We start from the raw sequence: 20107 nt of genomic DNA on the forward strand, positions 1-20107 counted from the left end.
TTATACATTATTTTCTTTAGAAATCGATCGAAGAAAATGTATTAGTAAGAAGAATTATTATTGCTACACCTGCTATTAAAATCATGGTTGATGACATAGTGGCAAGTAGGAATAGCATCTTTGGTAGTTAATGCTACTATGTACATTAACTACTGATTACAATTATACTACGCTGCAGGGTGTAAAGGTAATTTTATTATAGAGTAAGAATTGATTGATGGTGATATATCGAGAGTACTAAAAATTTCAACAAGGGCTGTGGTGAGGTCATAAATCATTTGGTCGGTATGGTTAGGTGTTGGGATGATTCTTAAACGTTCTGTGCCACGTGGTACTGTTGGGAAGTTAATATGCTGAACATAAATATTATATTTATCCAACAACATTTTAGAAGCTTGTTTGGCTTTAATTGGATCACCAATAATTATTGGTATAATATGACTATCATTTTTTAAATAATTCACTTTAGCTTTATCAAAAGATTCTTTTACCTTGGCTATTACCTTTTGGTAAGTTTCCCTCTCTATATTAGAATTTTTTAAATGACGAATACTGGCAGTTGCTGCTGAAGCAATAACTGGGGGTAGAGAGGTGGTGAATATAAAACCTGGTGCAGTAAGCCTTATAGAATCGATAATTTGACGATTGGCTGCAACATAACCACCAATAGTGCCATAAGCCTTACCAAGCGTTCCTTGGATCATATCAATTTTATCAGCACAACAACCCTGAAGATCGGCAATGCCAGCACCATGCTTGCCGTACAGACCAACTGTATGTACTTCATCAATAAAGGTTAAAGCATTATATTTTTTAGCTAAATTCACTATTTTTTCTATTGGTGAAAATAATCCGTCCATAGAATAAGCTGATTCAAAAACAATAATCTTCGGTCTATTAATATCCACCTTTTTGAGTAATTCTTCAAGATGGCAAGTATCAATGTGCCGATAAATATGTTTTTCAGCTTTTGAATTACAGATACCGGAAATAATAGAAGAGTGATTTAACTCATCTGAGAAAAAAACTATATTAGGCATTATTTTTGCCAGTGTTGCAAGGCTAGTATCATTGGCAACATAACCGGAAGTGAAAACTAGAGCTAATTCTTTATTATGTAGGATTGCTAGTTCCTTCTCTAATTCTATTATACTGCTATTATTGCCACCTATATTTCTTGTACCACCAGAACCAATTCCATATTTGGATATAGCATCTAACGCAGCTTTGGTAACATCTGGATGCTTACTCATACCAAGATAATCATTAATACACCACATTACAATTTCTTTATTACCATACCAAGCAGATGGAAAGTTATTTGCCTGTCTTTGAACAGGAACAAATTCACGATATCTTCCTTCTTGTTTAATTCTAGTTATATGGTGATCGAATATATTATTATAGTTAGACATTACATTATTTTTTTATACAGTTTAAAACCTACCTAACCTCAGTTCGATATAAGAATTAATAATTCTTATATCGATACTTACTTTGTTATAAGGAAAAATGCACTCTTGAAGCGGCTGACACGAGTGCATTTTAACTTTTTTCATCATTCAATATGTGATTTTAATTATTAAAATCACATATTGAATGGAGTATTATATTTTAACAATCAGGTAGGCAGCCGCTTCAAACCTGATTGTTTCTATATATAATACTGAATTCGATGTAACTTGTTACATCGAATTCAAGTTACCTAACCTACGCAAATTAGGGATAAGAATTGACAAATTCTTATCCCTAATTCGCGTAACCTCAGGTTACCTACGTCCAAATAATCGCTCAATATCTTTGAGTTTGAGTTCGATGTAAGTTGGTCTACCATGATTACACTGACCAGAAAATGGGGTTTTTTCCATTTGTCTTAATAATTCATTCATTTCTTCAGAAGATAATTTACGACCTGCTCTGATAGCATAATGACATGCATAGGTTTCTGTAACATGTTCAATCAATTGAATCAAGGAAATATTTTCACCAAGATCAGATAAATTATCTGCCAAGTCTTGGGTAAGTTGGTTTATATCGGTATTTCCAAATAAGCTTGGAGTCTCTGATACAATGATAGATCGCTCGCCAAATTTTTCTAGGCTTAAACCTAATTTAGAAAGATCATCCTTTTTATTATACAATAAATCAGCTCTTTTGACATCCGGTAATTCTACTATCTCAGGCATGAGTAATCGTTGCTTAATTAAGCCATTGTTACTTATCATTTGCTTAATTTTCTCGTATCCCAAACGCTCATGTGCTGCATGTTGATCTACGATAATAATACTATCTGCTGTTTGTGATATTATATAAGTGCCGTGCAGTTGGGCTCTTGCTGCTCCGAGTGCAACATTAGACTTTTTGCATAACTCTACTTCTGCTGGTAATTTAGGCAATGGTGCTAGACTTGAATCCGTAACAGAATTTGCCGTACTGCTTGAAGGGTGAGGTTTCAATCCTCCTGCAGATTCCCTAGTAGAAGTGAATTTTGCAAGAGGTTTATTATTACAATCTAGGTCTAGGATATCATCCTCTAGCACTTCTACTTTAGCATGTGGGTCTGTCTTTATTAATTGTTGCTGAACATTAGAACTATCATTGTGCCTAGGAATGGTTAAATTTTGAGCCTTATAAGTACTGATATTATCAGATATACTCAAACCATCTGGATATACTTTATTAGAAGAGGTATGGTTCTTTTGAAATGCCTTATTTGTTTTAACAAAGTTAGTAGTAGTATTTCGAAAAAGACCTAAGGCAGTTGTGGCAATATTCGTTGACACCATATGACTTCTAGTGGCAAGGGCATCTTTGATAGAGCTTATCAGTAATCCCCGTATAGTACCCGGATCATGAAACCTTACTTCTGTTTTGGCAGGATGTACATTAACGTCAACCATGTGGGGATCTATCTGTAGAAACAAAACTGAAACTGGATGTCTATCCCGAGCTAAATAATCCTGATAAGCTAGTCTTAGAGCGATTTGTAGTAATTTATCCTTAACGGGTCTATTATTAACAAATAAAAACTGATCCTCAGCAGAAGCTCTATTAAAGGTAGGAATGCTGGTAAAGCCATATACTGATATTTCCGGTCTTTGTAGATTAATATGGACAGAATTTTCAATAAAATCATAACCCAATATATCAATTATTCTTTGCTTTAACAGATCATCAAAATTTCCATCTTGACCTTTTACTTTTATGATATTTTTGCCATCATGAGATAAATTAATGCTGATTTTAGGATGAGCTAATGCAATTTTCTTGATTACATCAACCGAAGCTGCTAATTCAGTTTTATCAGATCTTAAAAATTTTAGTCTTGCAGGGGTAGCAAAGAATAAATCACGTATTTCAATCTTAGTACCCTCGTTATGAATGGTAGGTTTAATCTCTTTATTATGCCCACCGCTAGATTGTATATGATAAGCCCTATCAGCCCCACGTGCCTTTGAAGTAATCGACATCTTACTTACAGAACCTATTGAAGGTAATGCCTCTCCGCGAAAGCCAAAAGTGTGAATATTTTGTAAATCTGACTCATCAAGTTTAGAAGTAGTATGACGTTCTACGGCAATTTTTATATCTTCTTCAGACATGCCTATTCCGTCATCAGAAATAATAATAAGATTTTTCCCTGCTTGCTGTAAGCTTATATCTATCTTAGTGCTAGCTGCATCAATAGCATTCTCAACTAGTTCTTTTACCACCGAAGCTGGTCGTTCAATTACTTCCCCAGCAGCTATGCGGTTTATAGTACTATCTGACAGGAGTTTTATCTTCATTACTTACTAACACAAATGTTTTACTACAATAAGGACACACAATAGAGCCTTTGGTTGAATCAATCTCCAAATAAATTCTTGGATGATCAAAAGGTGGTTCTTTGCCAAAACATGATACGGATGTAGAGATAGTCTCAATAATTTCCATATTTTGCATAAATTTGAAGCTATATAAGAGTTTTTTAGTATCTTACTACTATAAAACATAAGTGAAATTTATTCAAAATAAAAATCACTAATTATATTAGTGGTCTAGAAAATAATGATATAATAGAGAAAGAATCCTTTCACCAAACCATTTTATTAAATTGTTGGTAAAAATTTTAAAAATCATTTTACTAACCACTATAATCATTATGGTGATAAGGAAACTATAAATAATATCAGCTGGGTAATGCATAGCAAGAGTAATACGTGAGACTGCCACTAATAAAACAATCAAAAAGGCTATAATTTTTTGCCACATTGTTATATATGGCCAAATACAGTAAGATACCATTAATGCTAATCCGGAGTGACTGCTTGGAAAACTGGATAAACATCTTTCAACTTCAACATTAGCAATTGTTACAAAACTATTAAGAGGTAATGAGCAAAATGGTCTAGGTATATTAACCGAAAATTTAAATAGAGCATAAGTACAACCGAATATAGCATAAATTATACCAATCATTACCATTTTATTATATATAGACCAAAATTTGATCTGATTAAAATCTTGAATCTTTTTTAACTGGATATAGAAATATCCACAATATATAAAATAAACGATAGCAAAGTTGGTAATATTAAAACAATAAGAGATAATTTGTAGAATATAAGCTATTATGCTAAAATGGTTAGTAATTCTATTGATCCACAAGAATATCTCTTGATTAAGACCATGGAAATTATATAAAAGTTCAAACATTTTCAATTTCAATTTTGTTTGGTTTAAGTATATGCTACAAATAACAGTGCTAGGATGTGGCTCATCACTTGGTATGCCGATAATTAATTGTGATTGCAATATATGCACTTCTACTTCAAGTTACAATAAAAGAACTAGATCATCAATATACATCGATGATGGTAATAGTCAAATTCTTGTTGATTTTGGTTTTGATATCAAGAATCAATTAATGCGAGAAAAGATTAAAAAATTGGATGGTGCTATATTAACCCATTATCATGCAGATCATGTTAACGGTATTGATGATTTACGTATATTTCCATTTTTCCAAAAGACACCACTAGAAATTTTTTCTGACAGTAGCACAGCATTGAAAACTGAGAATCGTCACCAACATTTATTTGCTCCGGACAAACTGATTGCAAGACCGGTAGATTTTTTTGCAAAATTTAAAATTAATACCATAGATGTACAATTCTTCAGACAACATCATGGTCCTATAGATAGTTTAGGTATTAGAATGGATGATTTTGTATATTCTAGTGATGTGCTAGCTTTTCCGGCAGAATCTAAACCATTCTTGAAAAATATCAATGTTTGGATATTAGACTGTATGGCGTATGAATCTAATGATTGCCATGCAGGATTAGATAAAATTTTACAGTGGAACGATGAATATAAACCTCAACAAATATTATTAACGAATATGAATCATTTTATTGATTACCATGAGATATCAAAAATATTGCCAAGTAATATAAAACCTCTATATGATGGTTACAAATTTATAGTTTAACAAACCTGAGTTACCCCCATTCGGGATAAAAATTAGTTAATTCTCATCCCGAATTCAAGTAGGTCTATCAACTTTTCAAATTATTAGGAGTATATGATAATACTCGATAAGGTTTCAAGAAATTATGGCAAAACCTATGCTGTTAAAGATATTAGTCTTGAGTTCAAGAAAAAAGAAACTATAGCGATTATAGGATCTTCTGGTAGTGGTAAATCTACTTTATTGCGAATTATCAATGCTTTAGAAGTTCCCACCAGTGGGCATGTGTTAATCGATGACAAAAAATTGACGCAAAAAAATAAAAGGAAACTTTGTCTTAAAATTGGCATGATTTTTCAAGCGTTTAATCTTTTTCCGCACTTAAATGTCCAAGATAATTTAATATATGCTCCTGTTAATATTTTAGGAATGAAGCAAATGGCTGCCATTGCTAAGGCAGAGAAATTATTAGAACAATTTGGTTTAAGACAAAGAATTACCGCCTTTCCTGTCAATTTATCTGGGGGACAGAAACAAAGAGTGGCGATTTGCCGAGCCTTGATGATGAATCCAGAAATAATGTTATTTGACGAGCCTACTTCAGCTTTAGATCCTGAAAATATTAAAGATATTATTGAAATTATATCTTTATTTAAAAGTCAAATAACCATGATTGTAGTTACTCATCATATTAAATTTGCCAAAGCCATAGCCGATAGGATAATTTTTATGGATCACGGACAAGTTTTAGCTGATCAGCCGGCAGTAGAGTTTTTTGAAAAACCCAAATCTCATAGAGCAAGATTATTTTTAGAGAATATAGGTGATTTAATGTGAGTAATAAAAGTCTTATAAAGTTAATAATTATTCTATGCATTAGTATTGTCATTACTTTCTGTGCATGTAAACTAGTAGCTGCACAATTTGCTGCTTTTTCTTGGGATAACCAAAAAAGTATAACTTGTTTTATAATGATTTTGGTGATTATCAGTATAGTTTATAATTCCTTTAGCCAAAAAGGTATAAGGATACTCTCTATTCAATTATTAACTTGGGGCGGAATTTTCTTAATTATAATTACTAGTTATGCTTTCAAGTTTGAGTTAAATTATGCCGCTCAAAGAGTCATATCCGTACTAATACCATCATATAATTGGGTCAATAAACAAGGAGAATTAGTAATTAGTCGTAGTAACGATGGGCATTTCTACGTTAACGCCGTGGCAAACGGAATAAAAATTAAATTTATGATTGATACCGGAGCAAGTGATGTTGCTCTTACTATTAGTGATGCTAAAATGCTAGGATTTGACTTATCAAAACTAAATTACACTAGAACTTACTCTACAGCTAATGGTACGAGTAGGGCTGCTCCCGTGAGATTAAATAGTGTTGAGATTGGTAGAGGAGCTTTTTTTAGAAATGTTGAAGCTCACATAGGTACTGGCGGTCTTGACGTATCGTTACTAGGCATATCGTTATTAGAGCGTTTTAAAGGTTTCAGAATAGATCGAGATATGTTGATTTTGAGTTATTAGGTGTATACTCTTCTAGGAAACAACTATCTAACATATTGATTTTCAAGCATTTTTGCTTCTTCCATTATGAACTTGATAGCACTTATCAAGTGTTAGCTCCTAACAAACTGCTTCTAATAGTTTGTTTTTACATAATGCGTAGTGGTGCTACTTTGAAGAATTGCGTTGTCGATATCGTTTTTGGTCTTGTAGTACCATTACTTACATTGGTATTTTTAGGCAAAGTCTCCATGCACCGTAGCTCGGATAACAGCGAAACTACTTATTTTGACTTCGTATATCAGCAACTATCGTCTGCAATTGGTCTATATCTACCATTCCTGCTATTAATTTACCATTAATAATATAAGCAGGTACTCCCTGTATTTTTAAACCCTTTGCTAACTTAACATTTTTGTCGATGAGATTTTTTATTTCATCTTTATTGATTTCTTCCGCAATTACTTCAGGATTTAGATCATTTACTAGTAACAATTTTTCTACAGATTCTTTGGTAATAGATTTTAAGTCCATTAAACCATTATGAATATCTTGAAACTTACTCGGAGTGGTTTTATAAACAGCTAAAGCAATAGTTGCAGCATAATTAGATGCATCACCAAGAATCGGGAACGGTTTTAAAACGACTTTAACCCCCGTATCTAATTTGATTAACTGGTTAATAAAGTTATGACCTTTTCTACAATAACTACAATTATAATCATAAAAAGTAGCGATGACTACATCTCCATTCGGGTTACCAAGTACAGGAGATGTAAGAGAATCTTCTATTTCAGATTTATTATCTTTTATATATTCGCCAGTTTTTATTTCCATTTCTTGCATTTTACGCTGCTGAAGACCTTCTATTGCCTGAATGATTATTTCGGGATTATTTAATAAATATTCTTTTATAATTTGTTCAGTTTTTTCCACTTCTTCTTTTCTGTCTAACACTTGCTGATCGAGAGTGTTAATCGAAACCGTAGTAGAAGCACTAGGAGTCTTCATAGTTTTATAAGCAAATAATGCTAGAAGAACAACAACAATAATTAATAATACTTTACCAACAACATTATGCATAATATTTTTCTATTAAATAGATTAGTTTGTTATAAATGGTTTATTAGTCCAAGTTATATAGTATATTGGCGTCCATATATGACACTCATGTACCTTATTTCAGCATTTTAGTTACTTTTCTATAATTTTCAAACATTTTAGTTATTTGCCGATAATTTACTTTACCTATTGGTAGAATTGGTATTTCTTTAACAGGGATAATAACTGGTATATTCTTTTGGTTTGAGTCTATTGAATTTTTATGCATTATTTCTATGAATTTTTCACTATTTATGGTCTGACTTGTGGTCAATAGAAAAATCTGTTTGTCTTTATTATCATTATCAGGGCAAATAGCAACATGCTTACTATTAACATCGATCATATTAGCTAAATCCTCTATTAATATCAGCGTAATTACTTTTTCTATTGTAACAAATTGCTGAATACGACCTAATAAGGTAAGATATCCATCTTCATCAATTTTTACTATATCTCCAGTATCATGCCATCCCAAACCCAATTCTTCTGATGATGTAGGGTGGATAATTCCGGGATTATTAGAGTGCATATAGCCAAGCATAATATTTGGTCCTTTGATGAATAGTTGTCCTACCCCCTCTATTCCAATAGACCTCTCGCATAATTCTATTCCTGCTGGTAATTTATTCGTACTACCGGTACTCTGCTCTTCACCTACATTTGAGTACGCTACGGTTCGAAGCTCCGTGGTTTCTTTAAATTCCTCAGCAGAAGCAAATTCTGCAAGAGGTCTATTGTGAATTGGTCTAATATAATATTCTATTTTAGGCATCAAACGCCCTACACTTCCAGCACGATAATGCATTGGGGTATTACAAGATATTATTGGAGATGTTTCTGACGTACCATATCCTTCAAAAATTCTTATACCAAACTTATCAAGCCATAATTCCCTTGTGTCTTTTCTCAGTTTCTCACTACTGGCAAATACGTATCTTATAGAATAAAAATCGTAAGGATGAGCATAGACAGCATAACCATGCAAAAATATATCCGTACCAAACATAATTGTCGCTCCGATATCGTATATTACCTCAGGAATACTCCTATAATGCAGAGAAGACGGGTAAAGAAACACTGGTATAGCATTGAGTGTCATCATTATTGTTCCAGATAAACCAAAACAGTGAAAAAGCGGTAAAGCCATAAAGGCAGAATCATCAGGACTAAAATGTACCTTAGCTAGAAGTTGGCATCGATTAGCCTGCAAGTTCCTATGTGATAATACTACAGCTTTAGCTGTTGCTGAAATACCAGAAGTAAATACTACAACTGACGGATCATTATCATCATAATTGCTACATATATTGTTGTAATAACTTTGTGGGAAGAAGCTGGCAATAATAGCCTTAATTTTTAAATATAAATCAATTCTTTGTGTTAAATCTTCAAGGTAAATAATTTTTATATTGGCTGCTAAGATTTTTGCTACCACTTCCTGTAATCCAACTTTTTCAACAAACTGTTTTGAAGTATATACCATTTTAACTGACGTTGTTTTACATGAAGCCACTATATTGCTCACCTCACTCATATAGTCAATCATAACTGGTCGACGGCAGCAGGCTTGCATAGCATAAAAAGTAACCATAGTTTCAACCATATTAGGTAGCATAAGACCTACATAGTCAGCTACTTCCGTATCCTGTTTTATTAAATTTGCTAAAGTAAAAGATCCCAATATTAATTGGCGATAGGTAACAGATTTATCATCAATATCTTGTATTATTTTTTTGTTAAAACCGTAAGCTTTTGCTGTCTCAATTAGAGACTGAAATATAGTATTTTGATAATCAGAGCTTTCAAACATCATATCAGCCATGATATCATAAAGAGCCTGACCTATATATTTACGCTTTTCCCTATTATCTATATTCGGCTTAGAAGGAAATTTTACTGGTGGCAAAATAGTAATAGTAACCTTAGGAAATATTCGTGTTTTTAATATATTCTTAAGTTTAGAAAAATGAGTAAATTGTGTACCATCTATTCTTACAGGTAGAATTGTCGCATCAGATTTCTCAGCAATCATGCCAGGTCCTTCATATATCTTCATTAAGGAACCAGTAATACTTATTCTTCCTTCAGGGAATATAACAACTTTTTTATCTTTTTGTACTTCCCTAATCAAGCTCTTTATAGCCATTGAATTAGAAGGATCAATTGGTAAAGTTTTTGCCATCGTTAAGAATGGTTTTACCCACCACACTTTAGCCATAGTTGTATTAATGGCAAAAGTCATTTCTTCAGGTAGATAAGTTGCCAGTAATGCAGGATCAAGATATGAAATATGATTGGCGATAATTACTGATCTTTTACCAGCTTTATAAAAATTTTCAATACCTTTTACTTCCACTCTGTACATGCAATCAAAAAGAAATTTTAAAATAGCTCGGTTAACAGCAAAAGGTACTATTTTTACTTCAGGAATTAATTGATAAATATAATAAGCTACCACTATGTTGAGCAGACTAATAAATAATATAACGGATGGTATCGAATATTCCCAATAGAACAACAACGACAATATTGCAGTAGAGCCAGCCATAAATATAGCATTAACAAAATTATTTATAGCAATTATTCTACTACGATGAGCTGAAGAACTCAAATATTGTAATACTGCAAAAAGTGGAACAATATATAGCCCCGCAATAGCAGCTATAAAAAATAAATCGATAATGATCCGCCAATTATGCTTTTTAGATAAAAAGACAAATATACTCTTTAACTGTTCCGGTTCATAATGAACTGCACTAATGCGACTGGCAAAAAATAAATCAATACCAAATATACTGATACCAAGTGCCGAGACAAAAACATATTTCGTGGTAATTTCATTTCCAAAAATCTTACTACACCAAAAAGAACCAACCCCTACTCCAATTGAAAATGTTGCAAGGAACAAATTAGCAACATTTTCATCCGCTCCAAAAGTATCTTTAGCAAGAGATGGAATTTGGGCAAGTATTGCTGCACTGATAAACCAAAACCAAGATATACCAAGAATTGCTAGATATACTTGCTTTTTAGCTTTAGCATATTTAATCATTTCTATACTTTCACGAAATAAATTTAAATTTATTTTAATTTCACAGTTAGAATTATTCGATCTTGGCATAAAATAACTAGCAACAACACCAACCATAGCAATTATTATCAGAATAGTGATGATTAAATTGCCACTTATAGTGTAGTATCCTCCAATAATAGTACCAACTAAAATAGAGATAAATGTTCCTGCCTCAACAAATCCATTAGCTCCCAATAGTTCATTTTTGTATAAATGATCTGGCAGAACACTGTATTTGATTGGTCCAAAAAATGTCGAATGTATACCCATAAGAAATATAGACAAAAAAAGTATTACTAAATTATTATTGAAAAATCCATAAGTAGCGAAAAACACTATGGCGAGTTCAAATAATTTAATGATTTTAACTAAAGTTGCTCGCTCATATCTATCAGCCACTTGACCTGCAATACTTGCAAATATAACAAAAGGCAATACAAAAATAGTATTAGCAGCAAGTAAAAGCAATTGGGTTGATTCTACCAATTGACTAGATAGTTTATAAGTAATTAAGATAATTAGAGCATTTTTTAGTATACTATCATTCATACAACCACAAAATTGTACTATGAAGATAGGCAAAAAACGCATATCTCGAAATAAATATAATTGATTTGATGGCATGCTTTCTCCAGAGACATATTTAGTTGTAGTATAGTATGTAATTTGTTACTCGATAATCAACTTTTTTCTAAGTCATAACAATTGGCTTATTGCAGGACAAATTTTTGTGTTAGTTTTTATAATGCTGAAACTTTTAGGTTAATAAGGTTGTAAAAATTAAGGTAAAATTTTATGTATAGATTCTTTAAGATTATTTTTAATTTTCTGAAATTCTTCCGTGATATTATTTAGTTTACTTATTTTTTCTAAAAATTCTTTCATTTCATTTTTTTTAAGTAATGGTATGTGTATATTACAAAGCTGTTCATAAGTTAAATTCGCTCTAACAGCTCCATATTTTGTATCGTATTTGCCAATAATGGCTAAATAATATTTTGACTTTAAAATATGTAATAAATATTCGGATGGTAGAATATCTTGGAATTTTTTTAAAACTCTAAAGACGGTATAAATACCACTTACATAACCACCGCTTAAATCCTCAAAGACTAAACCTAAAGAACCCACATTAATCCTATGCGGATTATATACCAAATCTCCAGCTTGAACCTGCTTGTATTTTTGGTTTATGTCCTCACCTTTTAAAATTTCATTGTCAAAAACACCAATACTATTACTTACACCTAAAATTCTAAAATCTGTAATTGGCTGTAAAGAGGGCTCTGTTTTTTCTGTTATCTCCTCAATATAATTACCAAGTTTTATAATATCACCTTTTAAATTAGCAAAAATATCAAAATAATCATAAATCCACAAACTATAACCATTCTTGGCGATTTCAGTTGATGCTATTATAGCAGACTCAATTTCCAAAATAGTCTTTTTGTTATTGAAATCATCAAGTGCAGCTGGCAAATCATTATCCTTAATTGGCTTCTTTCTTGAACCAAGTTCATAACCAACCGCATTAACGGCAAAAAAGAACGTGTTTGATATCTTTCTGTTTTTCTCGAAATACACAATGCTTGTTTTTGTTGGTGTGTAAGGTTCAAAAAGCTTTCTTGGCAATGAAACAATAGAAACATTTGATGAATTATTAAAAATATACTCTCTTACCTTTCCAACATCGCCCCCATCTGAAAGAAAGTTTTCTTTTACAAGTAAACAAGCTCTACCACCTAGTTTTAAAGCTTCAAAGCAATGTAAAGCACAAATAGCGTCACCATTATTTGATTGAATTGGATACAAATACCCAAATCTTGTTTGTTGCGAATATGGTGGATTTGTAATTACAATATCATATTTTTGATTTACATAATCAGAAATGGTGTCTTGTTTTTTGATATTACTATGTCCGTCTCCGAACAAAATCATATTCATTTTTGCAATTCTTGCATTTACAGTAATCTCAGAACCATAATTTTTTTTCTTAGAATATTTTGCATCTCATCGTTAAACGAAGTTCTGATTTTTAAATATCTAAACGCTTCAATTAAAAACCCTCCTGTACCACAAAAAGGGTCATAAATGGTTTCGCCAATTTTAGGATTAACCATACTTATCATTGTTCTTACAATGTTTCTAGGTGTAAAATATTCGCCTAAATCTTTAATTTTGATGCCTTGGTAAGCATTTTTTAAAAAATACTCAAAAGCATCACCATTCACATCACTATCTGAAGCTGTAAGGTTAAGTTTTGAAATCTCATAAATAATCTCTTCAAAAATATCAGGTAAATTAATAGGGAATGCTTCGCTAAAAATATCACCATATTTCTTATTAATCTTAATCCAAACAACATCTTTCACATATTGATACAATTCGTTTCCTTTTCTCTGAGAAAATGAACTCCATCTAAGGTACTCATCTAATGTATTCTCCTCACCCCCCAACATCTTTAGAACAGAAATATCATCAAGAATTTTTAAAAACAAAATATCAGAAAATGCTCCAAATCTATCAAGACCGGCTTGTAGACCATCCTCTCTTAGTAAATTAGCTGCCCTTTTAAATATCTTAATAAGCTCGTCTCTTGAATGCTGAATAAAATTTACTGCAGATAGTATTTCAGATCCTTCGTTAACAAATCTGAGTGCCGTATGATGATTTACAAATTGCCTTACATCTTCTCCATCAATTTTAAGATTACGCCCATTATACAAATATTGGGTTTCAATATAACTTCCATTATAAGCAAATATAAGTGGCGTATTTAGTGGTTTAGCATACAAATTCAATGCTTGGTTTATTGATAATTGTATACTTTCATTCGGTTTTTTTGCCTCAATTATTATTATTGGTTCATTACTTCCTTCCTTGTATAGCACAAAGTCAGGCATTTTACCATTAAGTAATTCTTTTTGCTTTGTAAGTTTCACTCTTTGTTGAAATACGTTACATTTTGGGTCTTTTTCATCGACAATCCAACCAAGATTATCAAGTTGGACTAAAATATCATGCGTTATAGACGCTTCTAATCTTTTAGTATACATATAGAATATTCCAATTTCACAAAACAGCTTGTTTTATCAACAAATTAAACATATCGTAATTATCTCTGTTATTATATCTATAGAACTCATCAACGTATTTTTGCGAGTGTTGTGATGATACACGGTAATAAATAACCTGAATTTAATATAACAAGTTATTCCAAATTCGGTTATATCTATAAATATAACAGATTTTTATGATCCACTAATAGCTGTTTTCATTATTTTTGCGGTATTGCTTATTTTGTTCATCCCATAACCAGTACATTACTATTACTCATTCTTTAAAAGGCTTATTCTTATCTCAAACTAATGGTTAATTGGAACAGAAAGTACTTTAAATTAAGTTAGCTCTAAGGCTGCTTCTTCTAGTACATTAATTTGATCTCGTATTTTTGCCGCCTGTTCAAATTCTAAATTACTAGCCTTTTCATACATTTCCTTCTTTAATCTATCGATATGAGCTTTCAATTTCATTGGATTGTCCAATAATATATGAGTTTGTTTTTTATTATCTAACTTACTATCCAATTTTTCTAATTCGATTAGTGCATGGATATGGTGATTAATTGTCTGCGGTACTATACCATGTTGCCTATTATATTCCTCCTGAATTTTTCTTCTTCTATATGTCTCACCTACAGCCTTATCAATAGACTTGGTATTGCGATCTGCGTAGAGTATTACTCTTCCTTGACTATTCCTTGCAGCCCTGCCGATAGTTTGAATTAATGAGACTTCAGAACGCAAAAAACCTTCTTTATCAGCATCAAGTATCGCAACAAGTCCACATTCTGGAATATCTAAACCTTCTCGCAATAAATTAATACCAACAATAATATCTATAGTACCTTGGCGTAAATCTCTTATGATTTCCATACGTTCAAGAGTATGAACATTAGAGTGCAAATATGATACTTTATACCCTAATTCTTGTAGATAATTTGTTAAATCTTCTGACATTTTTTTAGTTAATGTTGTCACTAAAACACGAAATCCTTTATTTATCGTATATTGGATCTCACTTATCAAATCTTCAACTTGGTTAGTCGCTGGTTTTATAATACATTCTGGGTCTAGTAGTCCCGTTGGTCTGATAATTTGTTCGACCATAATCCCTGCTGTTTCTTCCAATTCAAAAGACCCAGGTGTTGCCGAGACAAAAATCGTCTGAGGTCTAAAATCTTGCCATTCTTCAAATTTTAATGGTCTGTTATCTAAGGCTGATGGAAGGCGAAACCCGTGTTCCACTAATACTTCTTTTCTTGCCCTATCACCATTATACATTGCTCTAATTTGCGGGACAGATACGTGACTTTCATCGACAAATAGTAAAGCATCTTTAGGCAAATATTCAAATAAGGTTGGCGGGGGTTGCCCATTTGCTTTACCAGTTAGGAATCGAGAGTAATTCTCAATGCCTTTGCAACCGCTAGTTTCCATCATCATTTCCATATCATATTGGGTACGCTGATTTAATCTTTGAGCCTCTACTAATTTATCATGTGCTTTAAGAAATTCTAAGCGTCGTTGTAATTCCTCTTCAATTTGCGATATAGCATTTTGTACTACTTCTTTAGGTGTTACAAAGTGGGACTTAGCATAAATCACAGCTTGATCCAATTTAGCTAATTTTTCACCTGTAAGCGGATCAAATTCGCTTATATATTCAAGTTCATTGCCAAAAAATGACAATCGCCAAGCTTTATCGTTATAATGTACTGGAAATATATCAATATTATCACCTTTTACCCTAAACGTACCGCGTTCAAACCCCACATCATTACGCTCATATTGTAAATTTACTAATTCATTAAGCAATTTATCTCTAGCATAAATTTCCCCAGACTTAAGGCTTATTGTCATCTGATAATAAAGATTTGGTGAACCAAGACCATAAATACAAGAAACTGAGGATACAACAATTACATCTCGACGTTCCAGCAGTGACCTAGTAGCAGAGTGTCTTAATAAATCTATTTGTTCATTTATCGAAGAATCTTTTTCTATATAAGTATCGGTTTTTGCAATATATGCTTCAGGTTGGAAATAATCATAATATGATACAAAATATTCAACGGCATTATTGGGAAAAATTGCCTTCATTTCTGAATAAATTTGGGCAGCTAATGTCTTATTATGTACCATAATAAGCGATGGTCTACCGGTTCTCTTAATAATATTTGCCATAGTAAAGGTCTTACCAGAACCAGTAATACCAAAGAGTATTTGTGAACGCATTCTAGATTCAAGACCTTTAACGATTTCATTAATTGCTTTTGGCTGATCGCCAGCTGGACTATATTTAGATACTATTGAAAACTTATTTATCATTAACTTGTAACTTGCTAAAAGTTTATTATATGTGGATAATAGTCTTATAACTATAAAAATAGGATAACAATTATGCACAAAATGATTCTATACACTGTCATAATTTATACATTAACATATTGCCCCTATTGCACTAAGGCAAAAAAACTACTTAATCGAAAAAATATATCTTACAAAGAAATAATCGTAGACAATTATAGTGACAAGCAAAGATTAGAGTTGCAAGCTAAAGCTAATGGACAACGTACATTACCACAAATATTCATTGATGGTAAGCATATTGGTGGATGTGACGCTCTTCATAAACTTGAAGAAGAAGGTAAGTTAGATGAATTAGTAAAATAATATCATATAATTATGACAGCAAAAATTCTAAGAATAAAAGTATTAAGTCATGGTAACTTGGTTTGAATATACTTGACTTATGGGTGATAATAATTTACTTTAACGCAGATTACATGGCGGATGTAGCTCAGTTGGTTAGAGCATCAGATTGTGGATCTGAGGGTCGCGGGTTCAAGTCCCGTCATTCGCCCCATATTTGTTAGGTTAAAAATTCTTCTCTCAGATAAAGCCATAGGGTAATTTAAAAGTCACGATCAGTAGTTGCTATTAACAAAAAATATCTATTGTATTTTCATGTTTGAGAAGCAGCAATAAATTAAGCATTCGTAGCTCAGCTGGATAGAGCGTTGCCCTCCGAAGGCAGAGGTCGTTGGTTCGAATCCAATCGAATGCACCAATTACTTGAGAGTCTAAGGATTTAATAATAGACCTCTTTCGAAACTCGCTTGTGCTGAGGGATTTGAAGGAGACGCGGAACGCAGAACCGCAGCGTACTTTGATGTACGTGAGGATTCGAGTACCGCATCGACCGTGGCAAATCACCAGCAGAAGTAGAGTTTCGAAAGAGGTCTAATGAGTGAAAAAGGTTCTATAATAGTGGCTTTTACCTTTTGCACAAATTTGATATTTATTATAAAGGTTACCAACGTACTTCTGGGGGTAGAGACATTAATATTGCTTCAACGTTGCCATCTGTCATTAAGCCAAACATTGTCCCACGATCATATAATAAGTTAAATTCAACATATCTACCACGACGCACTAATTGATAATCCTTTTGTTCATTAGTCCAAGGCAGTAGCATCTTTGTTCTAACAATTTCAGGATATACTGTTAAAAATGTTTGTCCTACGTCCTTAGTAAAAGAAAAATCATTATTAAAATTTCCAGTATTTAAATAATCATAAAATATACCGCCTACTCCCCTTGGCTCATTTCTATGTTTTAAGTAAAAATACTCATCACATTGTTTTGTAAATTTAGGATAATAATTTGGATTATGTTTATCACAAGCATGTTTAAAAGCATTATGAAATTTTGTCGTCTCATTTTCATTAGGGTAAAATGGCGTTAGGTCTCCACCACCGCCAAACCAATGATTAGCAGTTTCAATATAGCGGGTGTTGAAATGTACCGCTGGTACCAATGGAGAAGTAAGATGAGCCACGATAGAAATACCAGTAGCAAAGAATTGCCTACTATTTTCCGTACCCGGTATATTTTTACTAAACTTTGGAGATAATTCTCCAAAAACTGTAGAAATATTCACCCCAACTTTCTCGAATAAGTTACCACGCATTACAGACATTACGCCACCACCGCCGTTTTTTCTGTCCCATGGTGTTCGTATGAATCTCGCAGCAGCTAAACCTTGCACCTTACTATATTCAAGCTCAATTTTCTCGAATTCAGTACATACTTGATCACGTAAATTTGTAAACCATGTTACTACTTTCTCTTTGTTGCTAATCATAATAATTTATACTATCACTATAGTGGGAATGTTAAAACAACTTATTATCTCTCTTTCTAGTTTTGAAAGAATTCCTGCTAAGTAAACGTCTTATTTCATTTCTCATAAAATAAATGATAACTAAAAATATACTAGAAATAGTCATAATATAAAAGGCAGGGGCATAAAACAAGCCTGTTTTTTCAACAAGCCAACGAGAAATAAGAGGAGAAGTACCACCAAATATAGCAATACCCAAATTATAACTAAAGGATACCCCTGAAAATTTTTGTTCAGGAGTAAATAAAGATATAATAAAGCTATAGGCTGCCCCAGCTATTGCCCCACTAAGAATACCTAAGATAGTTAGTGCTAGAATTTGTTGCCACATGAACGGTAATGACATAGATAACAAAATAGGTAAATCTAATATCAAGATCGCTAGGCTTACTAAAGCTAAAGTCTTAAATTTTCCAATAATATCAGTTAATCCACCAAATAATGGCATAGATACCATCGCTATAAAATTTGCATATAATGAATAAATAAGGGAAGTTGTATTATCAAAATGCATAACATCCTGGTAATACACATTAATGTAGGTTTTTACTAAATAGACGACGCTACTAGCAACTGCACCTGTACAAAAGGTTAAAAACATTGCTTTCCAAGCTGTCTTAACTACGTTGATAAAAGGTGCTTCTAAAGTTTTCTTTTGTTCAGATAACATTTTAAAAATTGGAGTCTCTGATACACGAAGACGCAAATAGAAACCAACAAGCCCCATAACTCCGCCTAGTAAAAATGCAAAACGCCAAGCAAAATCAAAATGATAAAAATATTGTCCAATAATAATTCCTACAAGAGTGGCTATTAACGTACCAGCCATATTTGAGCCATGTACTAAACCAGCAGTAAAACCTGGTCGTAAATTTTGATGATGTTCTAGAATAAAAATGGCAGCTCCAGCTCCTTCACCACTAATACATAAGCCTTGAAAAAGACGCATTATGATTAATATTATCGGTGCATAAACTCCTATGTCATGATAAGAAGGAATTAGTCCCATAGTAAATGTTGGTATAGTCATACCAAGCATGGAAATAATTAAGGCTATACGCCTTCCATATTTATCGCCAACATAACCAAAAAATATACCACCAATTGGTCTAGTAATGAATCCTACTGCAAATACCCCGAGAGTCCATAATATTTGTAAAAATTTTGAGCTTGAAGGAAAAAATGTGTGACCAATTACTAATGCAAATACTGAATATACTGTGAAATCATAATATTCTAGTATATTTCCTGAGATGGCTGATAAAAAAACGGACTTAGGTTTACTCATCTATATCTTATCAAATAAATTTAATTAAATCGCATTATAGACTATTTAACCAACTTATAAAGTGTAAAAAATTTTATTTTTTGCGACAAGCTATATATATTACAGGAAAGTTAATTACTATTTAGTATATAGTGATTATTATACAATACAGGTAGATAATAATTAGTAGTTTATATCATTCTATAGCTTAATTTTTTTGACAATCTCTTCCACTATGTATGTTGTATACTACTCGTATCTGAAAGAGTTGTATAGACGATAGAATTAAAATCATGATTAGTAGCAGGAGTCAAAGGATCGAGGTGCTAGGCGTACATTTAGTACGTGGTTACCTATGATCCCTGAAGACGACAACGCAATTCTTGATTCTCATCGAGTATATAAAATGTTTTTTATTTAGTGAGTTATAATTATGGGCGACA

Annotated in this window: 15 protein-coding genes and 2 tRNA genes; 6 read left to right on the forward strand and 11 right to left on the reverse strand. The window is 32.3% G+C overall.

Translation table 11 applies throughout. The features are described from left to right. Positions 1-167: 167 nt before the first annotated feature. From hemA to AAHM86_RS04185, 4 genes are all read right to left on the reverse strand, one after another. Complete coding sequence (gene hemA / locus AAHM86_RS04170) at positions 168-1415, reverse strand: 5-aminolevulinate synthase (protein WP_342267370.1); 1248 nt, start codon at positions 1413-1415, stop codon at positions 168-170. Positions 1416-1769: 354 nt separating this feature from the next. Next, the gene (gene mutL, locus AAHM86_RS04175; protein WP_342267371.1) at positions 1770-3788 is read right to left on the reverse strand and encodes a DNA mismatch repair endonuclease MutL; all 2019 of its coding nucleotides are present in this window, start codon (positions 3786-3788) and stop codon (positions 1770-1772) included. Beyond that, positions 3763-3936 (reverse strand): zinc-finger domain-containing protein, encoded by a 174-nt coding sequence (locus AAHM86_RS04180; RefSeq protein WP_341748418.1) that lies wholly within the window; start codon positions 3934-3936, stop codon positions 3763-3765. Before AAHM86_RS04180 ends, mutL begins: the two co-directional genes overlap by 26 nt. Before the next feature lie 96 nt (positions 3937-4032). Then, a complete protein-coding gene (locus tag AAHM86_RS04185; RefSeq protein WP_342267372.1) occupies positions 4033-4698 on the reverse strand; it encodes a phosphatase PAP2 family protein in 666 nt (221 codons plus the stop codon). Between the two features lie 73 nt (positions 4699-4771). Between AAHM86_RS04185 and AAHM86_RS04190 the strand changes: the two genes are divergently transcribed. The 3 genes from AAHM86_RS04190 (at position 4772) to AAHM86_RS04200 (ending at position 6993) form a co-directional block, all read left to right on the forward strand. After that, on the forward strand, positions 4772-5476 hold the full coding sequence (locus AAHM86_RS04190; protein WP_410521578.1) for an MBL fold metallo-hydrolase: 705 nt from the start codon (positions 4772-4774) through the stop codon (positions 5474-5476). Positions 5477-5569: 93 nt separating this feature from the next. Beyond that, on the forward strand, positions 5570-6292 hold the full coding sequence (locus AAHM86_RS04195) for an amino acid ABC transporter ATP-binding protein (protein ID WP_342267374.1): 723 nt from the start codon (positions 5570-5572) through the stop codon (positions 6290-6292). Continuing rightward, positions 6289-6993 (forward strand): TIGR02281 family clan AA aspartic protease, encoded by a 705-nt coding sequence (locus AAHM86_RS04200; protein WP_342267375.1) that lies wholly within the window; start codon positions 6289-6291, stop codon positions 6991-6993. Before AAHM86_RS04195 ends, AAHM86_RS04200 begins: the two co-directional genes overlap by 4 nt. Before the next feature lie 258 nt (positions 6994-7251). Here AAHM86_RS04200 and AAHM86_RS04205 read toward each other — a convergent pair whose 3' ends face one another. The 5 genes from AAHM86_RS04205 to uvrB form a co-directional block, all read right to left on the reverse strand. Then, positions 7252-8055: a DsbA family protein gene (locus AAHM86_RS04205; RefSeq protein WP_342267376.1), complete on the reverse strand. Its 804-nt coding sequence runs from the start codon at positions 8053-8055 to the stop codon at positions 7252-7254. Positions 8056-8149: 94 nt separating this feature from the next. After that, complete coding sequence (locus AAHM86_RS04210) at positions 8150-11773, reverse strand: acyl-[ACP]--phospholipid O-acyltransferase (protein WP_410521540.1); 3624 nt, start codon at positions 11771-11773, stop codon at positions 8150-8152. 156 nt (positions 11774-11929) lie between these two features. Next, positions 11930-13093 (reverse strand): N-6 DNA methylase, encoded by a 1164-nt coding sequence (locus tag AAHM86_RS04215; protein ID WP_342267377.1) that lies wholly within the window; start codon positions 13091-13093, stop codon positions 11930-11932. A gap of 17 nt (positions 13094-13110) precedes the next feature. After that, complete coding sequence (locus tag AAHM86_RS04220) at positions 13111-14205, reverse strand: class I SAM-dependent DNA methyltransferase (protein ID WP_342267378.1); 1095 nt, start codon at positions 14203-14205, stop codon at positions 13111-13113. A gap of 342 nt (positions 14206-14547) precedes the next feature. Further along, a complete protein-coding gene (uvrB, locus tag AAHM86_RS04225) occupies positions 14548-16536 on the reverse strand; it encodes an excinuclease ABC subunit UvrB (RefSeq protein ID WP_342268380.1) in 1989 nt (662 codons plus the stop codon). 75 nt (positions 16537-16611) lie between these two features. Between uvrB and grxC the strand changes: the two genes are divergently transcribed. The 3 genes from grxC to AAHM86_RS04240 all read left to right on the forward strand — a co-directional run bounded on the left by grxC (position 16612) and on the right by AAHM86_RS04240 (position 17281). Next, positions 16612-16884 carry a glutaredoxin 3 gene (gene grxC / locus AAHM86_RS04230; RefSeq protein WP_342267379.1) on the forward strand — a complete coding sequence of 91 codons (273 nt, stop codon included), beginning with the start codon at positions 16612-16614 and terminating at the stop codon, positions 16882-16884. A 116-nt stretch (positions 16885-17000) separates the two neighbouring features. Next, positions 17001-17077, forward strand: a tRNA-His gene (locus AAHM86_RS04235). Between the two features lie 127 nt (positions 17078-17204). Next, positions 17205-17281, forward strand: a tRNA-Arg gene (locus AAHM86_RS04240). A 243-nt stretch (positions 17282-17524) separates the two neighbouring features. On the opposite strand, the gene hemF is transcribed toward AAHM86_RS04240, so the two are convergent. Both hemF and AAHM86_RS04255 read right to left on the reverse strand, forming a co-directional pair. After that, positions 17525-18361 (reverse strand): oxygen-dependent coproporphyrinogen oxidase, encoded by an 837-nt coding sequence (hemF, locus tag AAHM86_RS04250; RefSeq protein ID WP_410521579.1) that lies wholly within the window; start codon positions 18359-18361, stop codon positions 17525-17527. 28 nt (positions 18362-18389) lie between these two features. Further along, the gene (locus AAHM86_RS04255) at positions 18390-19685 is read right to left on the reverse strand and encodes an MFS transporter (protein WP_342267381.1); all 1296 of its coding nucleotides are present in this window, start codon (positions 19683-19685) and stop codon (positions 18390-18392) included. Between the last annotated feature and the right edge of the window lie 422 nt (positions 19686-20107).

The organism is Candidatus Tisiphia endosymbiont of Empis tessellata (assembly GCF_964031035.1).
GTDB lineage: Bacteria > Pseudomonadota > Alphaproteobacteria > Rickettsiales > Rickettsiaceae > Tisiphia.